The sequence below is a fragment of the Myxococcota bacterium genome (genome assembly GCA_035498015.1).
In the GTDB taxonomy this organism is placed as follows: Bacteria; Myxococcota_A; UBA9160; order SZUA-336; family SZUA-336; genus VGRW01.
In genome coordinates this window covers 15,192-30,790 of record DATKAO010000237.1, presented here as the reverse complement: position 1 = coordinate 30,790, position 15,599 = coordinate 15,192, and the positions used below count along the sequence as shown (strand labels likewise).

Sequence of the window (15,599 nt, the reverse complement as noted above, 5' to 3'; positions counted from 1 at the left end):
CACGGCCTCTTGTCCGGCCTGGTCGGCTCCGACCTGGCCTCGGCCTTCGTGGAGCGCCTGCCCGACGTCCGCCACTGCGTGGGCATGGACGTCGAGGCCGCCTTCAAGGCCGACCCCGCCGCGAAGTCCTACGCCGAGGTGATCGCGGCCTACCCCTCGGCCTACGCAGTCTCCACCTACCGCATCGCGCACGTGCTCTACGAGCTCGGCGCGCCGGTCGCCGCGCGCATCATGTCCGAGCATGCCAAGAGCAAGACCGGCATCGACATCCACCCGGGCGCCTCGATCGGCTGTCACTTCTTCATCGACCACGGCACGGGCGTCGTGATCGGCGAGACCGCGGTGATCGGCAACCGCGTGAAGATGTACCAGGGCGTGGGTCTGGTGGCGTTCTCGAACAAGCAGGGCCGCAACGACATCGGCAAGAAGCGCCACCCGACGGTCGAGGACGACGTCACGATCTACGCCAACGCGACCATCCTCGGCGGCACCACGGTGATCGGCGAAGGCTCGGTGATCGGCGGCAACGTGTGGCTGCACACGTCGGTGCCGCCCTACTCGCGTGTCTCGATCGAGCCCCCGCAGCTCAACGTGAGTCAGAAGGACCAGGAGTCGGGCTCGGTCGACCCCGACTACGAGATCTAGCGCCCGAGGCCGAGCGGCTCGAGCAGCCGCGCGTTCGACTCCGCGCTGGGATCGCCCGAGTGCTCCGGCAGCCCGGCGATGGCGCGCAGATCGAGCCAGGACGCGCGCTTCTCGACCCAGATCTGGTCCGCCGCGCGCACGGGCAGGGCGCCTTCGACGAGCCCGGCGGGGATCGCGACCGTCGGGTTGCCCGCGAAGATCGAGGGCACCGCGGCGCCGCAGGCAGAGCAGAAGGACCGGCGGTAGGCCGGCCGCTCGTTCAGGATCGGCGCGTCGAAGAACGCGATCCGGTCCTCGCCGCGCAGCCAGCGGAAGCGCTCCGCGCGCACGCGGAGCTGCGCCGCGAAAGCCGAGCCCGTGGAGCGCTGGCAGCGCGTGCAGTGACAGAGCTCGATCTCCGTCATCGGTCCGTCGAACTCGAAGGCGACCTGTCCGCAGAAGCAGCGTCCGATCATGATGACTCCTGCCGGGCTCGCGGCGCGGCGAGCTCTTCGAGACCGTACACGAGCGCGAGCGAGCGGTGGGGCCGCCAGCGCTCCGAGAAGGCGCGCATCTCGGCCTCGCTCGCCACCCGCTCCGCGCCGAGCCAGCGGCGCGCCAGGTGTTTCACGACCGCCAGGTCGCCCGCCGGAAACACGTCGGGCCGGCCCAGGCCGCGCAGCAGCACGATCTCGGCGGTCCAGCGGCCGACGCCCTTCCAGCGCACGAGCTCGGCGATCGCAGCCTCGTCGTCGAGCGGCGCGAGCAGTGACTCGTCGAGCTCGCCGCGCGCGAACGCGCTCGCCAGGCGGTGGATCGTGCCCGCCTTGGCGCGGGTCATGCGGAACTCGCGCAAGCGCGCCTCGCCCGCGTCGGCGATGCGTTCGGCAGTCGGGAACGCCAGCCACTCGCGGCCGTCGTAACGGGCGCGGGCTCCGAAGGCGCGCGCCAGCTCGCCGCGGATCGAGGCCGCGAACGCCAGGTTCACCTGCTGCGTGAGCACGGCGCCGACCAGTGACTCGAACAGGTCGAATGCGCCCGCCACGCGCAGGCCGCGGTGGGCGCGCACTGACTCGCCGAGCAGCGGGTCGCGCGCGAGCGCGCGCTCGAAGGGCCGCAGGTCCGCGTCCGCGCCGAGCACGCGCCCGGCCAGCCGCGCCGCCGCCGCCCGCGCTGCGGTGTCGTCGGGCCCGTCGACCCGCACGCGCAGCCTCGCGCGGGTCGGCGGACCCTCCTGAGTCACGCGCACGAGCGCGTGGCCGTCGCCCGCGGGCACGAGCCGCGCGAAGCCGCCCGCGCCCGCCACGTTCACCGGGTCGGGGTGCCGCACGAAGCGCGCGGTGGTGCGCGACAGCGAGTAGGCGCCCCGGGGCGCGAGCACGAGCTCGAGCGAGCCCACGGTCAGGCCCGCAGCCGCCGGTCGACGCTTCGCTCGCGCGCGCCGCTCCGCAAGGGCGAGAATGCCCCTCGCGGCGCGCAAGTGAACTGGTGACTCGCGCTCTTTCCCATCTCTCTAGTTTCCCACGTCGGACGCCGACGCGGCAATCGCCAGCCATCCGCTACCCCTCGACCAGGAAGTGACTCGCGATGAGTAATGCGCCGGAGCTCCTCAGGCCGCCGTGGTTCTTCGCGTGGTTCGCCGTGTTCTGGTCGGCGATCTGCGTCTTGCTCTCCTACCTGTCGGGTTGGCGGTCACTCGTGCCGCGCTTCGCCGACGGCGCGCCGATCGAGGGCGAGCGTTTCCGCTTCGTGTCGGGCGGCATGGGCAGCGGGCTCCCGGTGAGCTACCGCGGTTGCCTGTTCGTGACGGTCGGCCGCTTCGGATTCTCGCTCTCGCTGTGGCTCCCGTTTCGGATCCTTTGCCCCGAGCTCCGGATCCCGTGGTCCGAAGTGAAGGCCGTGAAGTCGAAGAAGCTCTTGTGGATGCGCCGCACGGAGATCGAGCTCTGTGACTCGAACGTGCGGCTCACCCTGCTGGGCCCCGCGGGCGAACGGCTCCGCGAGCTCTTCGCGAGCTCGAATCGCGGCGACTCAATCGCGCAGGGTTAGCTCGACGGGGCAGTGGTCCGAGCCGCGCACGTCGCTCTGGTGCCGCACGCGGCTCACCCGGTCGAGGAGCTCCGGGTTCGCGGCGAAGTAGTCGAGCCGCCAGCCGATGTTCCGCTCGCGCACGCCGGGGCGGTAGCTCCACCAGGTGTAGTGACCCGGCTCGGCGCACAGGCTGCGGAAGGTGTCGACCCAGCCGTGGCGGCGGAAGAATCGGTCGAGCCAGGCGCGCTCCTCGGGCAGAAAGCCGGCGTTGTCTCTGTTCTGGCGCGGATTCGCGAGGTCGATGTCCCGGTGCGAGATGTTGAAGTCACCGCACAGGAGCACGTGTCTGCCCGCGCGCCGGTAGCGGTTCACGACCCGCAACATGGCGGCGCAGAACGCGAGCTTCTCGGACAGCCGCGCGTGGTCGCGCTGGCTGTTCGGGAAGTACGCGTTCACCAGCACGAAGTCACTGAACTCGAGCCGCAGCACGCGGCCCTCGCGGTCGAGCGCCGGCACGCCCACGCCGGTCACGACCGACAGCGGCTCGGCGCGCGTGAAGGTCGCCACGCCGCTGTAGCCCGGACGTTCCGCCGGATTCCAGTACGCGTGGTAACGGCGCGGGTTCCGTAGCTCGTCCGGCAGGTCCTCGGGCCGCGTCTTGATCTCCTGCACGCAGACCGCGAACGGCCGTTCGCGCGCGAGCCAGTCGAGAAAGCCCGCGCGGGCCGCGGCGCGTAGGCCGTTCACGTTCCAGGAGAGGAGCTTCACGCGGCCGATATTGAGTTCGGGTCCGGGCGCGCGCAACTCGGGCGCGATGCGCGTCACTCAATTTTGCCCGCGAGTGTCGATCAGATGGGCATGTGGAAGGTCATCGCCTTCCTGATCGTCGTGTTCGTCCTGGGTGAGCTCGTGGTGCGCTACGTGCGCAAGAACCCGCTCGATCCGGAGATGTCCGGTACCCAGGTCGCCGTCGAGTCACAGGAGTTCGACGTGCGCTTCCAGCGCAACGGGCGCTTCTCGGGCACTTACTTCGTGTCCGGCGCGAAGAGCATGGACTGGACGCGCGAGCCCGTGAACGCGCGCCTCGAGGTGATCGAGCGCGACGCCGCGCGCGCCTACCTCGAGAGCTATCCCGACTTCCACTTGTACGGCTCCGACTCGAGCACGCGGCTGGCGGCGACGGCCGCGCCGCTCGCACTGGTGGCCGCCAACCGCATGGCCTACGGCGACCTGCAGGCGCTGCTGGCGCGCCACGAGGCGCGCAGCCGCGACGGCGGCGAGCACCTGTGCATCGCGGTCGCGGGTGAGTCGCTCACGCTCGCAACGGCCGAGTCTCTCGAGGACGGGCACGACGGCGCGGCGAGCCTGACCGCCGCGAGCTCCGACGGCCCGACCGTCTACGCCGACGAGCTGCGCTTCGGCGACTGCGCCGAGCTCTTGGCCTCGCCGGTCCGCTGAACCGAGCGCAGCGCGGCCACGCTCGAGCTGGTCGAGACCGCGTACGGCACCAGCACCGTGAGACACATGCGAAACACGCGCAGCGCGTCGACGTCGCCGTGCAGGAGCGCCGAGCCGTGGTTGATCGCGATCAGGATCGAGCCCACGATCACCGCCGTGCGCAGCGCGCGGCGCACCACGGCGCCATCGCTCGCCAGCCGGAGCCATTCCCCCATGCGGAGGACTCTAGCTCAGCGGCGCGCCCGCATGGCTTCCAGGCGCCCCTCTACCACGGGGCGCACGCGCGCGGCGCGCTCCTCCTTGATCGACTCGAAGCCGCGGATCTCACCGGTGAGTCCGGCGATCGCGATCGCCTCGGCGCGGCTCTCCGCTGACAAGGCCCCGCACAGCGCGTCGAGCACGCCCTCGTACCAGCGCGCGAGCTCGCGCTCGAGGCGGCGCGCGCGGGTCCAGCCGAACGGGTCGAAGACCGTGCCGCGCAGCCCGCGCAGCGCCACGAGCCCGTGCAGCAGCGGCTCAGCGTCGGCGCCGAGCGCGAGCTTCCGGCGCAGGCCGAGCGCCCGCAGCAGCGGGGGGTGCAGGTGGTAGCGCAGGCGCGGGTCCTGGGCGCTCTGGCGGCGCAGCCAGCGCCGATGCGGGCCGCGCAGCAACAGGCGCGCGACCTCGTACTCGTCCTTGTAGGCGAGCACGCGGTAGAGCTCGCGCGCCGCGACCTCGGTGAGCTCGGCTGACTCGCTCTCGACGCGCGCCTCCGCATCGGCGACCGCGGCGATGCGCGCGCAGTAGCGCAGCGCCAGCCGCTTGCCCTGGTAGTCGACCAGGTCGGCGGCGAAGCCGGCCACGCGGCGCAGCAGCCCGGCCGAGTGTTTCGAGTCGGAGAAACGCCCGAGCGCCTCCTGGACCGCCGCGAAGCCGGCGCCCAGCAGCCGCTCCGCGCGCTCGAGTGACTCCTCGTCGCCGATCGCGGGGGGCGTGGCGTCGGCGCACAGCTGGGCCGTGAGGGCGGGCTCGGCGGCGGCGGCACGCCCCAGCGCGAAGGCGCGCAGGTTGGTCTCGACCGCCACGCCGTTGTCGCGGATCGCGCGCTCGAGCGCGCGCGCCGAGAGCGGCACGAGCCCGCGCTGCCAGGCGTAGCCGAGCAGCACCAGGTTGGCGCACAGCGGCTGGCCGAGCGCCGCGTCGGCGAGCTGCTCGGCCGGCACCGCCGCGAGCGAGCGAGTGACTCCCGCGAGCGGCGCGAGCAGGTCGTCGAGCGCGGGCTCGCGGAAGCGCGGGTTCGACACGTCGGCCCCGGTCGGCACGTAGAGCGCGTGCGCCACGGCGTGCGTGCGGCCCGGGTCGAGCGCGCGCAGCGCCTCGCGGTCGCCGGCGCCCAGCGGATCGAAGGCCAGAAGCACGTCGGCGCGGCCCGGCTCCACGCGCGCGCTGCCCTCGATCGGCTCGGCCGACAGCACGCAGTGCGACACGACCTTTCCGCCGCGCTGCGCGAGACCGGTCTGGTCGAGGTGCGCGGCGAACAGGCCGTCGTGCTCGGCGGCGCGCACCAGCAGCGCATCGATCGTGACCACGCCGGTCGAGCCGATGCCGACCAGCAGGATCTCGAGCCGGCGGCCGTCCCAGTCGAGCGCGGGCGGCTCGGGCAGCGGCCCCGCCAGCCGTGACTCGAACGGCTCGCGCGTGCGCCGCGGCGTCTCGATCGAGATGAACGCCGGACAGTCGCCCGCGAGACACGCGCGGTCGTCGCTGCACGAGCTCTCGTGCAGCCGCGTCTTGCGCCCGAGCGTGGTCTCCACCGGGCGCAGCGAGACACACGACGACTTCACGCCGCAGTCGCCGCAGCCCTCGCACACGTCCTCGTTGATCGCGAGCCGCTCCGTGGGCCGGGCGCGCAGCCCGCGCCGCTCGAGGCGCTGCTTCTCGTTGGCGCACAGCTCGTCCCAGACCAGCGCAGTGACTCCTGGCTGCTCGCGCAGCTCGCGCATGGCGGCGTCCCAGTCCTCGCGCTCCAGGCGCCGCACGCGCGGGTCGCGCAGCGCGAGCTCGGCGATCTCGGGCTCGTGCGTCATCAGTCCGACCGTCCGGACGCCGTCGGCCAGGAGGTCGCGCACCAGCCCGGGGAGTGACTTGGCGCCGATCGCGCGCTGGCCGCCGGTCATCGCGACCACGCCGTTCCACAAGAGCTTGAAGGTGATCGGCACGCCCGCGGCCACGCACGCGCGCACCGCGAGCCGGCCGGAGTGGAAGTAGGTGCCGTCGCCCAGGTTCTGGAACAGGTGGCGCGTGGCGGTCCAGGGCGCGAGCCCGATCCACTGCGCGCCCTCGCAGCCCATCGCGCCGATGAAGCGCACCTCGCGCTCGGGCATGAGCAGGGCCATGGTGTGACAGCCGATGCCGCCGCCCGCGAGCGAGCCTTCGGGCAGGCGGGTCGACGAAGAGTGCGGGCAGCCGCTGCAGAAGTGCGGCGCGCGCGTCGGCGCTGGCGCCAGCTCCGCGCGCGCGTTCGCCGCCTCGAGTGACTCGAGCGCAGCCGTGATGCCCGGCGCGCGCAGGCGCGCGGCGAGATGGGGCGCGAGGTCGGCCGCCAGCGTGGCGCCCGACACCTCGCTGCGGCGCGCCAGCCACGGCTCACCGCCTGGGCCGCGCTGGCCGAGCACCCCCGGGCGTGACTCGCCGCCGTAGAGCGCGGCGCAGACCTGCTCCTCGAGATAGCCGCGCCGCGTATCGACCACGACGATCTCCTGGAGACCCTGCGCGAACTCGCGCACGCGGCCCGCCTCGAGCGGCCACACCAGGTCGACCTTGAGCAGCCGGATGCCGAGTCTCTCGCGCGCCTTCTCGTCCAGGTCGAGCAGCGCGAGCGCGCGCTCGAGCTCGCGGTAGAGCGCGCCCGCCGCCACCAGCCCCAGCTTGTCGCGCGGGTGACGCGACAGGATCGGGTTCAGGCCGTTCGCGGCCGCGAAGCGCCGCACCGCCTCCATGCGGCCGAACACGAGCTCCTGCTCGATGCGCAGCACGTTCGGCGGCAGCAGCGCCGGGTCGAAGCGCGGCGCGAACGGCGCGCCCGCGACCTCGAACTCGGGCCGCGCGAGCTCGGGCTCGTGCTCGGGCAGCTCGAAGATCTGGCCGGCGTCGGCCACGTCGGCCACCACGCGCATGCCGGTCCACAGGCCCGCGTAGCGCGAGAGAGCGAAGGCGGCGAGGCCGAGGCGCAGCACGTCGGCCGGGTCGGCCGGCGCGAACAAGGGCACGAAGGCGTGCGCGAACGCGTGCTCGGAGTGACTCGGCAGCGACGAGCTCTTGCAGAACGGGTCGTCGCCCACCACCGCGAGCGCCCCGCCCAGGCGCGCGGCGCCCACGAAGCTCGCGTGGCGCAGCGCGTCGAGCGCGCGGTCGAGGCCCGGCGCCTTGGCGAAGAACACGCCGAGCGCGCCGTCCCACGCGCCGCGCGGAAACACTTCGAGCAGCTGCGTGCCGCCGACGGCGGTGGCGGCGAGCTCCTCGTTGAGACCCGGCACGAAGCGCACGTGATGGCGCTCGAGCAGCGGGGCGAGCGAGCGCAGCAGCCCGTCGAAGCCGGCCAGCGGCGAGCCGGGGTAGCCCGAGAACAGCGCGCCGATCCGGCGCCCCGCGCGCTCGTCGCGGCGCAGCTGCTCGAGCACCAGGCGCACGAGCGCCTGCAGGCCGGTCAGGTGGACCCGACCGCGCCCGCGGGTGTATCGCTCCCAGAGCGGCGGATCCGGCGAAAGCACCGCGGGCATCTCGCGGGTGTGATCGGAGTTGCGTCCGGGGTGCTTGAGTCGGAGCCGGCGCGCGTGGGCGAGTGAGTCGCTACTTGCCCGCGAGTGGCGCGACGATCTTCTCGGCGAAGCTCTCGACCACGGCCGGGTCGCGGCCCTGGATCACGATGTACGAGAAGCCGTAGCGCTCGCGCCGCTTCTCGAGGCCGTCGCGGATCTCGGCCGGCGAGCCAGTGAGGAACATCGGGCAGTCGGCGATCTGCTCGGGCGTCATGCCGGTGTTCGCCCCCAGCGCGGCGCGCAGGCCCTTCGGGTCGTCGGTGATGGCCACGACGAAGGTGAGTGAGTTGATCTCGATGTCGCGGTAGCTGCGGCCCGCGGCCTCGGCGCCCTCGCGCACCCAGCGCAGCTTCTCGTCGAGCTTCTCGGGCGCGAGGTCGGCGGCGGTGCGCGGAGTCACCTTGCCTTCGACCAGCGTCGGGTTGATGCCCACGATGTCGGCGTGCCGGCCGGCCAGGCGCAGCACCTTGGGCCCACCGCCGCCGATCAGCACCTTGGGGCTCGGGAACGCGGGCTCGGCGGCGCGCGCCACGTTCGTGATCTTGTAGTGCTTGCCCGCGAAGCTCGTGCGCTCGTTCTGCCACATGCTCTGGATGATCTGCAGCGCCTCCTCCAGGCGCGCGATGCGCGTGCCCGGCGAGTCGTAGCTCATGCCCGCTTCGTCGTAGTCGGTCTGCATCCAGCCCGCGCCGATCCCGAACTCGTGGCGCCCGCCCGAGAGCAGCTGGATGGTGGCGGCGCCCTTGGCATGAATGACCGGGTGGCGGTAGTCGACGTCATACACGAGTGACCCGACCCGGAGCTTGGTGGTCACCGCCGCCGCCGCGGCCAGCAGGGCGGTCGGGTCCCACTGCGGGCCGAAGTGGTCGGGCACGAAGATCGACGCGTATCCCATGCGCTCGATCGCGCGCACGCGGTCGGCCCAGGAGTCCTTGGGGAGTGAGTGGAGCTGGACTGCGAAGCGGAAGGGCTTGCTCATGCGGCCATCTTACTACGCGGACCGCGGGCGGGTCTCCCGCTACGATCCCCGGCCGGATGATCGACACGATTCACGCGGTGCAGACCCCGGAGGGAGTCGACCTCTCTCTGCCGGTCGCGGGGCCGGTGCCCCGCGCGCTCGCCTACGCGCTCGACATCGCGATCCAGGGCGCCGGCCTGGCGGCGGTGCAGATGGTGCTGTTCGCGGCCGGCGGCAGCGGCTTCGCCATCGGCCTGAATGCGATCGTCGCCTTCCTCACCTACTGGTTCTACCCGGTGTGTTTCGAGGTGCTGTCCCACGGCCAGACCCCGGGCAAGCGCATCGTCGGCCTGCGCGTGGTGCAGGAGAACGGCACGCCGATCGGCTGGCCGGCATCGGTGCTGCGCAACTTCCTGCTGGTCGCGGACTTCCTGCCGCTGTTGTATCTCGCGGGAATCACTTCGATGTGTCTCGACGCGAGCTTCCGCCGGCTGGGCGACCTGGCCGCCGGCACGCTGGTCGTGCATGCCGAGCGCGAGAGGCGCCGGACGCGCGGCGCGGGCCTGGCGATCGAGGAGCGGCCGCTGCCGCCCCCGGTCCCGCTCACGCTCGAGGAGCAGGGCGCCGTGATCGCCTTCGCCGAGCGCGCGCCTTTGCTCTCGAGCGCGCGCACCGAGGAGCTCGCGGCGATCCCGACCGCACTGACCCGCGGCGGCGAGCCGCGCGCGCGGCTGCTCGCGATGGCGGCCTGGCTGTTGGGGCGCTCGTGAAGCTGGCGGGCTTCGAGGCACAGGGCCGGCCGCGCTGGGAACGCCTGGCTGCGACGCTGGACGCGCTCGAGCAGCGCCGGCTCGTGCCCGGCGCCGCCGAAGTCTCCGAGCTGCCGGCGCTGTATCGCCAGGTGTGCAACGACCTCGCGCTGGCACGCGACCGCGAGCTGTCGAGCGCGCTCGTGGCCGAGCTGAACGAGCTGGCGCTGCGTGGCCACCAGCTCCTGTACCGCGCGCGCGCCGACGAGTGGCCGCGAGTCAGCGAGTTTCTCGGCCGCGACTTCCCGCGCGCGGTGCGGCGCGAGTGGCGCCTGCTGCTCTTGTGTCACGTGCTCTTCTACGCGCTCTCGCTCGGCATCGGCGCGCTCGCCTGGCGCAGCCCCGACCTGATCTACAGCTTCATCGACGACGCGGGCGTGCGGAACATGGAGCAGATGTACGACCCGGTGGAGGGCGCGGGCACCCAGCCGCGCGGGCCCTCCGACGACATGGCCATGTTCGGCTACTACATCTGGAACAACATCTCGATCGCGTTCCGCACCTTCGCGAGCGGGCTGGCGTTCGGCGTGGGGACGCTGGCGAGCCTGGTGTTCAACGCGCTCTACATCGGGCTGATCGCGGGTCACCTGGTCGACAAGGGCTCGGCGGAGCCGTTCTTCACGTATGTGATCGGTCACGCGGCGTTCGAGCTCACGGCGATGCTGCTGGCCGGGGTCGCGGGCATGCGGCTCGGGCTCGCGATCGTGGCGCCCGGCGCGCGCTCGCGGCTGGCCGCGCTGCGCGCGGCGGCGCGGGCCAGCCTGCCGATCATCGCCGGCGCGGCGCTCATGCTGGTGATCGCAGCGGGCATCGAGGCCTTCTGGTCGCCGCGGCTGCTCCAGCCCGGGCTGAAGTACGGCGTGGGGCTCTGTCTCTGGGGACTGGTGGCGAGCTGGCTCGGCCTCGCGGGGCGAGTGAGTGGAAGCTGAGCGCATCGCCGTCGCCGTGCGCCCGCGCGGCAGCCTGGAGGCGGTCGACCTCGGCTTCCAGCTCGCGCGCGCGAACTTCGCCGCGCTGTTCGCGGCGCATGCCGCCGTCGTAGTCTCGTTCGCAGCCGCGCTGGCGCTCGCGTTCCCGGGCCGGCTGCCGGTCGTGTACCTGCTCGTGTGGTGGCTGAAGCCGCTGTACGACCGGGTCGCCCTGTTCGTGCTCTCGGTCGCGCTGCTCGGGCGCGCGCCGCGCTTCGCCGAGACACTCGCCGAGCTGCCGCGGCTGCTCTTCCGCTCGGGCCTCTTGGCCTCGCTGCTCTGGCTGCGGCTCAGCCCCACGCGCTCGTTCTACGCGCCGGTGCTCCAGCTCGAGGGGCTGCGCGGCTCGGCGCGGCGCAAACGCGCGCGCGTGCTCGCTGGCCGCGAGTCCTCGACCGCGGTCCTGCTCATGGCCGTGTGCGGGCTGTTCGAGATCATGATCTTCGTGGCCGGGCTGCAGGTGTTCGCGACCTTCTGGCCCGAGGGTACGATCGCGCATTTCTGGAGCCAGTCACTCTTCGAGCCCGGGAGGGCGCTCTTGGCGGGCGAGCTCGCGCTGTACGTGCTCGCGATCTGCGCGGTCGAGCCGCTGTACGTGGCCGGGGGCTTCGCCCTCTACATCAACCGGCGCGTGTGGCTCGAGGGCTGGGACGTCGAGGTCGCCTTCCGCCGGCTCGAGCGGCGCGTGGGCGCCGCCACGCTGCTGGCGGCGTTGTGTCTCGCGCTCGTGCCCGTGCACCACGCGCTGGCCGCGCCCGACCCGCAGCCGCAGCGCTGCAAGGTCGAGTCACCAAAAGACGCGGGCCCGTGCATCGCCCGCGTGCTCGCCGGCCCGGAGTTCGGCGAGACGCTGAAGTACCGCTCGTGGAAGCCGCGCAGTTTCACGAGCGGCGTCGACCTGTCCTGGCTGGGGCCGCTCGCCGCCTGGTTCGCCGACCTGGTCTCGGAAGTGGCGCGCATCGGCGCCTGGCTCTTGATCCCGATCACGCTCGCGGTGTTGATCGTGGCTGCGGCGCGCGGCGTGCGCTTCCGCGCCTGGCGCCGCAGCGGACCCGTCCCACCCGAGGCGCCGCTGCGGCGCGGCTTCGACCTGCGCCCCGAGTCACTTCCCGCCGACGTGCTCGCCGCGGCGCGCGCGCGCTTCGCGGCCCACGACCCGGCCGGCGCGCTGTCGCTCCTGTATCGGGCGGCGCTGGTCGAGCTGGCGCGGCGCTTCCGGCTGCGGCTGCCCGCGAGCGCGACCGAGGGCGAGTGCGAGAGACTCGCGCGCTCGGCGGGAAGCTCGTCGCTGGTCGACGACTTCGCGGTGCTCGCGCGCGCCTGGCTGTACTGCGCCTACGCGCAGCGGCCGCCCGCGCCCGAGGAGTTCGACGCCCTGTGCGCGCGCTGGGCCGCCGGCTTCGGGGCGCGCACGTGAATCGCTGGCGCACGCTGCGGCCGTGGCTGCGGGGGCTGGCGAGGCTGGCCGTGCTCGCGGGCCTGTTCTTCCTGACCTGCGAGCCGTACGAAGCCGAGTATCACACCGGCTACCGCGGCGAGGCGGCCAGCAACCCCTACTACGCCGCGCAGGTCCTGCTCACGCGCATGGGCATGCCGGCCGAGAGCTTCGCGCACGTGGGCGCGCTCGCCTCCCTGCCGCCCGTGAGCTCCACGGTCGTGATTCCGACGCAGCGCCACGCGGTCGACGCTGCGACCTCGCAGCGGCTGCTCGACTGGGTCGACCAGGGCGGACACCTGGTGCTGGTGATGTGGCAGCTGTGGGACGACAAGAAGCGCACGCCCGACCCCATCCTCGACTCACTCGGCGTCCACCAGTTCCTGAACGGCGACGACGAGGACGACGGCGCCGGCGACCCGCCGCAGGCCGAGCCCGCGCCGGCCCCCGACGAGCCCGAGGCCGAGGCGCCGGAAGACGAGCCCGACCCGGGCGCGCCCTCGCCCGACTGGTCCGAGTTCGACTTCCCCGACCGCGAGACCCCGCTGCGCGTGCGCTTCGATCCCAGCTACCGCATCGAGCTCACCGACGAGGCGGCCGCGTCGCTGGTGATGGAGATCGGCGACGAAGAGAACGGGTCCCACTGGGCCACGCTGCGCCACGGCAAGGGGCTGGTCACCGCGCTCACCGACGACTACTTCATGACTCAGCCGAGGATCGGCGACCTCGACCACGCGGAGCTCGTGTACCGCATGAGCCGGCTCGACGGTCACCGCGGCAAGGTCTGGTTCGTGTACGGCGACCAGCGCCCCTCGGTGGCGCAGCTCCTGTGGCGTCATGGCTGGATGGTCGCGAGCGCGGGGCTGATCGTGCTCGCGCTCTGGGTCTGGTCCGTGTCGCGCCGCTTCGGCCCGCTGGCGGCCGAAGCGCCTGCCGAGCGCCGCGAGCTGATGGAGCACGTGCGCGCCGCGGGCCGCCTGGAGTGGAGGAACGGCGCGGGCGGCGCGCTGCTCGCGGCCGCGCGCGAGGCGCTGCTCGCACGCCTGCGCCAGCGCCACCCCGGGCTCGAGTCACTCGATCCGGCCGAGCAGGCGCGCGTGCTCGAGAAGCTCTCCGGCCTGCCGCGCGCGCGCGTGGCCGAAGCGCTCGCCTTCGCCGAAGAGACCGACTCCGGCCGCTTCGCCGGCAAGATCGCCATCCTCGAAAAGCTCAGGAGATCGCTATGACCGACGGTCCGTCCGCACCCCACGCCGACTGGGAGCGCAGCGCAGAGCTCGCCCAGGCGATCCGCGGGGAGATCCAGAAGGTCCTGGTCGGCCAGAGCCAGGTCGTGGAGCAGGTGCTGGTCGCGCTCTTCGCGGCGGGTCACGTGCTCGTCGAAGGCGTGCCGGGCCTGGGCAAGACCCTCTTGGTGCGGTCGCTGGCGCGCGCGATCTCGTGCGCGAGCTCGCGCATCCAGTTCACGCCCGACTTGATGCCCGCCGACGTGGTGGGTCACGTGCTCTACGAGGCGCAGACCGGCCAGATGCGGCTGCGGCGCGGGCCGGTGTTCACGAACCTGCTCCTGGCCGACGAGATCAACCGCGCGCCGGCGAAGACCCAGTCGGCGCTGCTCGAGGTCATGCAGGAGCGGCAGGTCACGCTCGAAGGCGAGTCACTCGAGGTTCCGTCGCCCTTCATGACGCTGGCCACGCAGAACCCGATCGAGCTCGAGGGCACCTACCCGCTGCCCGAAGCGCAGGTCGACCGCTTCCTGCTCAAGGTGCAGATCGACTACCCCGAGCTCGACGACGAGCTCGAGCTGGTGCGGCGCGTGGGGCAGGGGCGCGTGGGCGACTTACTCGACGTGTCGGCGATCTCGCCCGTGACCGATGCGGCCGGCGTGCTGGCGCTGCAGGCCGCGACCGCGGCGGTGTTCGTCGACGACCGCGTGGCCGACTACGCCGTGCGGCTGGCGCGTGCCACGCGCACCTGGCCGGGCGTGGCCATGGGCGCGGGGCCGCGCGGCGGGCTGGCGCTGGTGCGCGCGGCGCGCGCGGCCGCGCTGCTCGCGGGGCGCGAGTTCGTGACTCCCGACGACGTGAAGGCGATCGGTCCCGCGGCCCTGCGCCACCGCATCCACCTGTCGCCCGAGGTGGAGCTCGAGGGCCAGAAGGCCGACGCCTTGCTCGAGGCCATGTTCGCGCAGGTGGAGGCGCCGCGCGCGTGAGTCCCGACCGGCGGCTGCTGTGGGCGGGCGGCGTGTGGCTGGCGTTGGCGCTGGCCGCCGCGTTCGAGCCGCGCCTGCTCGCGCTCTGGTGGGCGGCGGGCGCCGCGCTGGCGCTGGCGGCGCTGGTCGACGCGCTCCTGCTGCAGCGCATGGGGCCCTTCGAGGTGGCGCGCGAGCTGCCCGCGGCGATCGCGGTCGGAGTGACCTCGCGAGTCACTCTGTCTGTGGCCAACCGCGGCCCGGCGCGCGCGCGGCTGCGCGTGTTCGACCACTTCCCGGCGCAGTTCGAGGCGAAGGGCGTGCCGCGTGTGGCCGAGCTCGCGCCGCGCGAGCGCGCCAGCTTCGAGTACGAGCTGCGCGCGCTGGGGCGCGGCGCCCGCGCCTTCGGCCGCGCCGAGCTCGTGGTCGCCTCGCCGCTCGCGCTGTGGCGCCGGCGCCTGCGCGGCGGCGCGGAGCAGGAGGTGCGCATCTATCCGAACTTCCGGGCGGTGTCTCGCTACGAGCTCCTGGCCGCGGCCAACCGCTCGGGCGAGCTCGGCATCCGCCGCCGCCCGCGCCGCGGCGAGGGGCTCGAGTTCCACCAGCTCCGCGAGTACCGCGAGGGCGACTCACTGCGCCAGATCGACTGGAAGGCGACCGCCCGCCTGCAGCGCGCCGTCTCGCGCGAGTACGAGGAGGAGCGCGACCAGCAGATCGTGTTCCTCTTGGACTGCGGGCGGAAGATGCACGCGCGCGATGCGGCGCTGTCGCACTTCGACCACGCGCTCGACGCGGTGCTCCTGCTCTCGCACGTGGCGTTGAAGCAGGGCGACGCGGTCGGCCTCTCGACCTTCAGCGGCCCGAGCCGCGTGCTGGCGCCCCGCAAGGGCACCGCGCAGCTCACGCGCCTGTTGAACGCGGTGTACGACCTCGAGTCGAGCACGCGCGCATCGGACTATCTGGCCGCGGCGGAGTCACTCGCCGGCGCGCTGCACAAGCGCGCGCTCGTGGTGGTGGTCTCGAACCTGCGCGACGAGGACCACCAGGACCTGCTCGCCGCCGCGCGCCTGCTCGGCCGCCGGCACCTGGTGCTGGTGGCCAGCATGAAGGAGCGCGCGCTCGCCGAGGCGCTCGACGCGCCGGTGCGCGACCTCGACTCCGCGGTCACCAATGCCGCCACGCACCAGTATCTGCAGGCGCGCCGCCGCGCCCACGAGCGCCTGCGCAAGGCCGGAGCGCTGGCGCTGGACGCCGAGCCGCAGCAGCTCGCGGTCGCGCTGGTGAACGGCTACCTCGACATCAAGCGCAGCGGGATGCTGTAGGTGGGTGCC

15 protein-coding genes are annotated in these 15,599 nt (G+C 73.1%); 9 read left to right on the top strand and 6 right to left on the bottom strand.

The window, feature by feature from the left end; all coding sequences use genetic code 11:
* Window positions 1-645, top strand: a 645-nt coding sequence (gene epsC, locus VMR86_21080; protein HTO09558.1) for a serine O-acetyltransferase EpsC, incomplete at its 5' end; no start/stop codon positions are given.
* On the opposite strand, the gene VMR86_21075 is transcribed toward epsC, so the two are convergent.
* Both VMR86_21075 and VMR86_21070 read right to left on the bottom strand, forming a co-directional pair.
* Window positions 642-1,100: a GFA family protein gene (locus VMR86_21075; protein ID HTO09557.1), complete on the bottom strand. Its 459-nt coding sequence runs from the start codon at window positions 1,098-1,100 to the stop codon at window positions 642-644. The genes epsC and VMR86_21075 overlap by 4 nt on opposite strands.
* Window positions 1,097-2,023 carry an AlkA N-terminal domain-containing protein gene (locus tag VMR86_21070; GenBank protein ID HTO09556.1) on the bottom strand — a complete coding sequence of 309 codons (927 nt, stop codon included), beginning with the start codon at window positions 2,021-2,023 and terminating at the stop codon, window positions 1,097-1,099. Before VMR86_21070 ends, VMR86_21075 begins: the two co-directional genes overlap by 4 nt.
* 188 nt (window positions 2,024-2,211) lie before the next feature.
* Between VMR86_21070 and VMR86_21065 the strand changes: the two genes are divergently transcribed.
* Window positions 2,212-2,673: a hypothetical protein gene (locus VMR86_21065; GenBank protein ID HTO09555.1), complete on the top strand. Its 462-nt coding sequence runs from the start codon at window positions 2,212-2,214 to the stop codon at window positions 2,671-2,673.
* Here the strand turns inward: VMR86_21065 and VMR86_21060 are convergent.
* Entirely contained in the window at window positions 2,656-3,423 is a 768-nt protein-coding gene (locus VMR86_21060) for an exodeoxyribonuclease III (protein ID HTO09554.1), read from the bottom strand. The genes VMR86_21065 and VMR86_21060 overlap by 18 nt on opposite strands.
* Before the next feature lie 90 nt (window positions 3,424-3,513).
* Between VMR86_21060 and VMR86_21055 the strand changes: the two genes are divergently transcribed.
* Window positions 3,514-4,113, top strand: a complete 600-nt coding sequence (locus VMR86_21055; protein HTO09553.1) for a hypothetical protein — start codon at window positions 3,514-3,516, stop codon at window positions 4,111-4,113.
* Here VMR86_21055 and nrtS read toward each other — a convergent pair.
* The 3 genes from nrtS to VMR86_21040 all read right to left on the bottom strand — a co-directional run bounded on the left by nrtS (window position 4,053) and on the right by VMR86_21040 (window position 8,889).
* Entirely contained in the window at window positions 4,053-4,328 is a 276-nt protein-coding gene (gene nrtS / locus VMR86_21050; GenBank protein HTO09552.1) for a nitrate/nitrite transporter NrtS, read from the bottom strand. The two genes, VMR86_21055 and nrtS, sit on opposite strands and share 61 nt — an antisense overlap.
* Window positions 4,329-4,343: 15 nt before the next feature.
* On the bottom strand, window positions 4,344-7,871 hold the full coding sequence (locus VMR86_21045) for an indolepyruvate ferredoxin oxidoreductase family protein (protein HTO09551.1): 3,528 nt from the start codon (window positions 7,869-7,871) through the stop codon (window positions 4,344-4,346).
* Between the two features lie 70 nt (window positions 7,872-7,941).
* Window positions 7,942-8,889, bottom strand: a complete 948-nt coding sequence (locus VMR86_21040; protein HTO09550.1) for a TIGR03621 family F420-dependent LLM class oxidoreductase — start codon at window positions 8,887-8,889, stop codon at window positions 7,942-7,944.
* A 56-nt stretch (window positions 8,890-8,945) separates the two neighbouring features.
* On the opposite strand from VMR86_21040, the gene VMR86_21035 reads away from it, so the two are divergent.
* The 6 genes from VMR86_21035 to VMR86_21010 are packed head-to-tail and all read left to right on the top strand — an operon-like array spanning window position 8,946 to window position 15,590.
* Window positions 8,946-9,638, top strand: coding sequence for an RDD family protein (locus VMR86_21035; GenBank protein HTO09549.1), 693 nt, complete (start codon window positions 8,946-8,948; stop codon window positions 9,636-9,638).
* The gene (locus tag VMR86_21030; protein HTO09548.1) at window positions 9,635-10,606 is read left to right on the top strand and encodes a stage II sporulation protein M; all 972 of its coding nucleotides are present in this window, start codon (window positions 9,635-9,637) and stop codon (window positions 10,604-10,606) included. The genes VMR86_21035 and VMR86_21030 overlap by 4 nt, the downstream gene beginning before the upstream one ends.
* Window positions 10,596-12,062: a DUF4129 domain-containing protein gene (locus tag VMR86_21025; GenBank protein ID HTO09547.1), complete on the top strand. Its 1,467-nt coding sequence runs from the start codon at window positions 10,596-10,598 to the stop codon at window positions 12,060-12,062. Before VMR86_21030 ends, VMR86_21025 begins: the two co-directional genes overlap by 11 nt.
* Complete coding sequence (locus tag VMR86_21020; GenBank protein HTO09546.1) at window positions 12,059-13,306, top strand: DUF4350 domain-containing protein; 1,248 nt, start codon at window positions 12,059-12,061, stop codon at window positions 13,304-13,306. Before VMR86_21025 ends, VMR86_21020 begins: the two co-directional genes overlap by 4 nt.
* Entirely contained in the window at window positions 13,303-14,289 is a 987-nt protein-coding gene (locus tag VMR86_21015; protein ID HTO09545.1) for a MoxR family ATPase, read from the top strand. The genes VMR86_21020 and VMR86_21015 overlap by 4 nt, the downstream gene beginning before the upstream one ends.
* The gene (locus VMR86_21010; protein ID HTO09544.1) at window positions 14,286-15,590 is read left to right on the top strand and encodes a DUF58 domain-containing protein; all 1,305 of its coding nucleotides are present in this window, start codon (window positions 14,286-14,288) and stop codon (window positions 15,588-15,590) included. The genes VMR86_21015 and VMR86_21010 overlap by 4 nt, the downstream gene beginning before the upstream one ends.
* The last annotated feature ends 9 nt before the right edge of the window (window positions 15,591-15,599 follow it).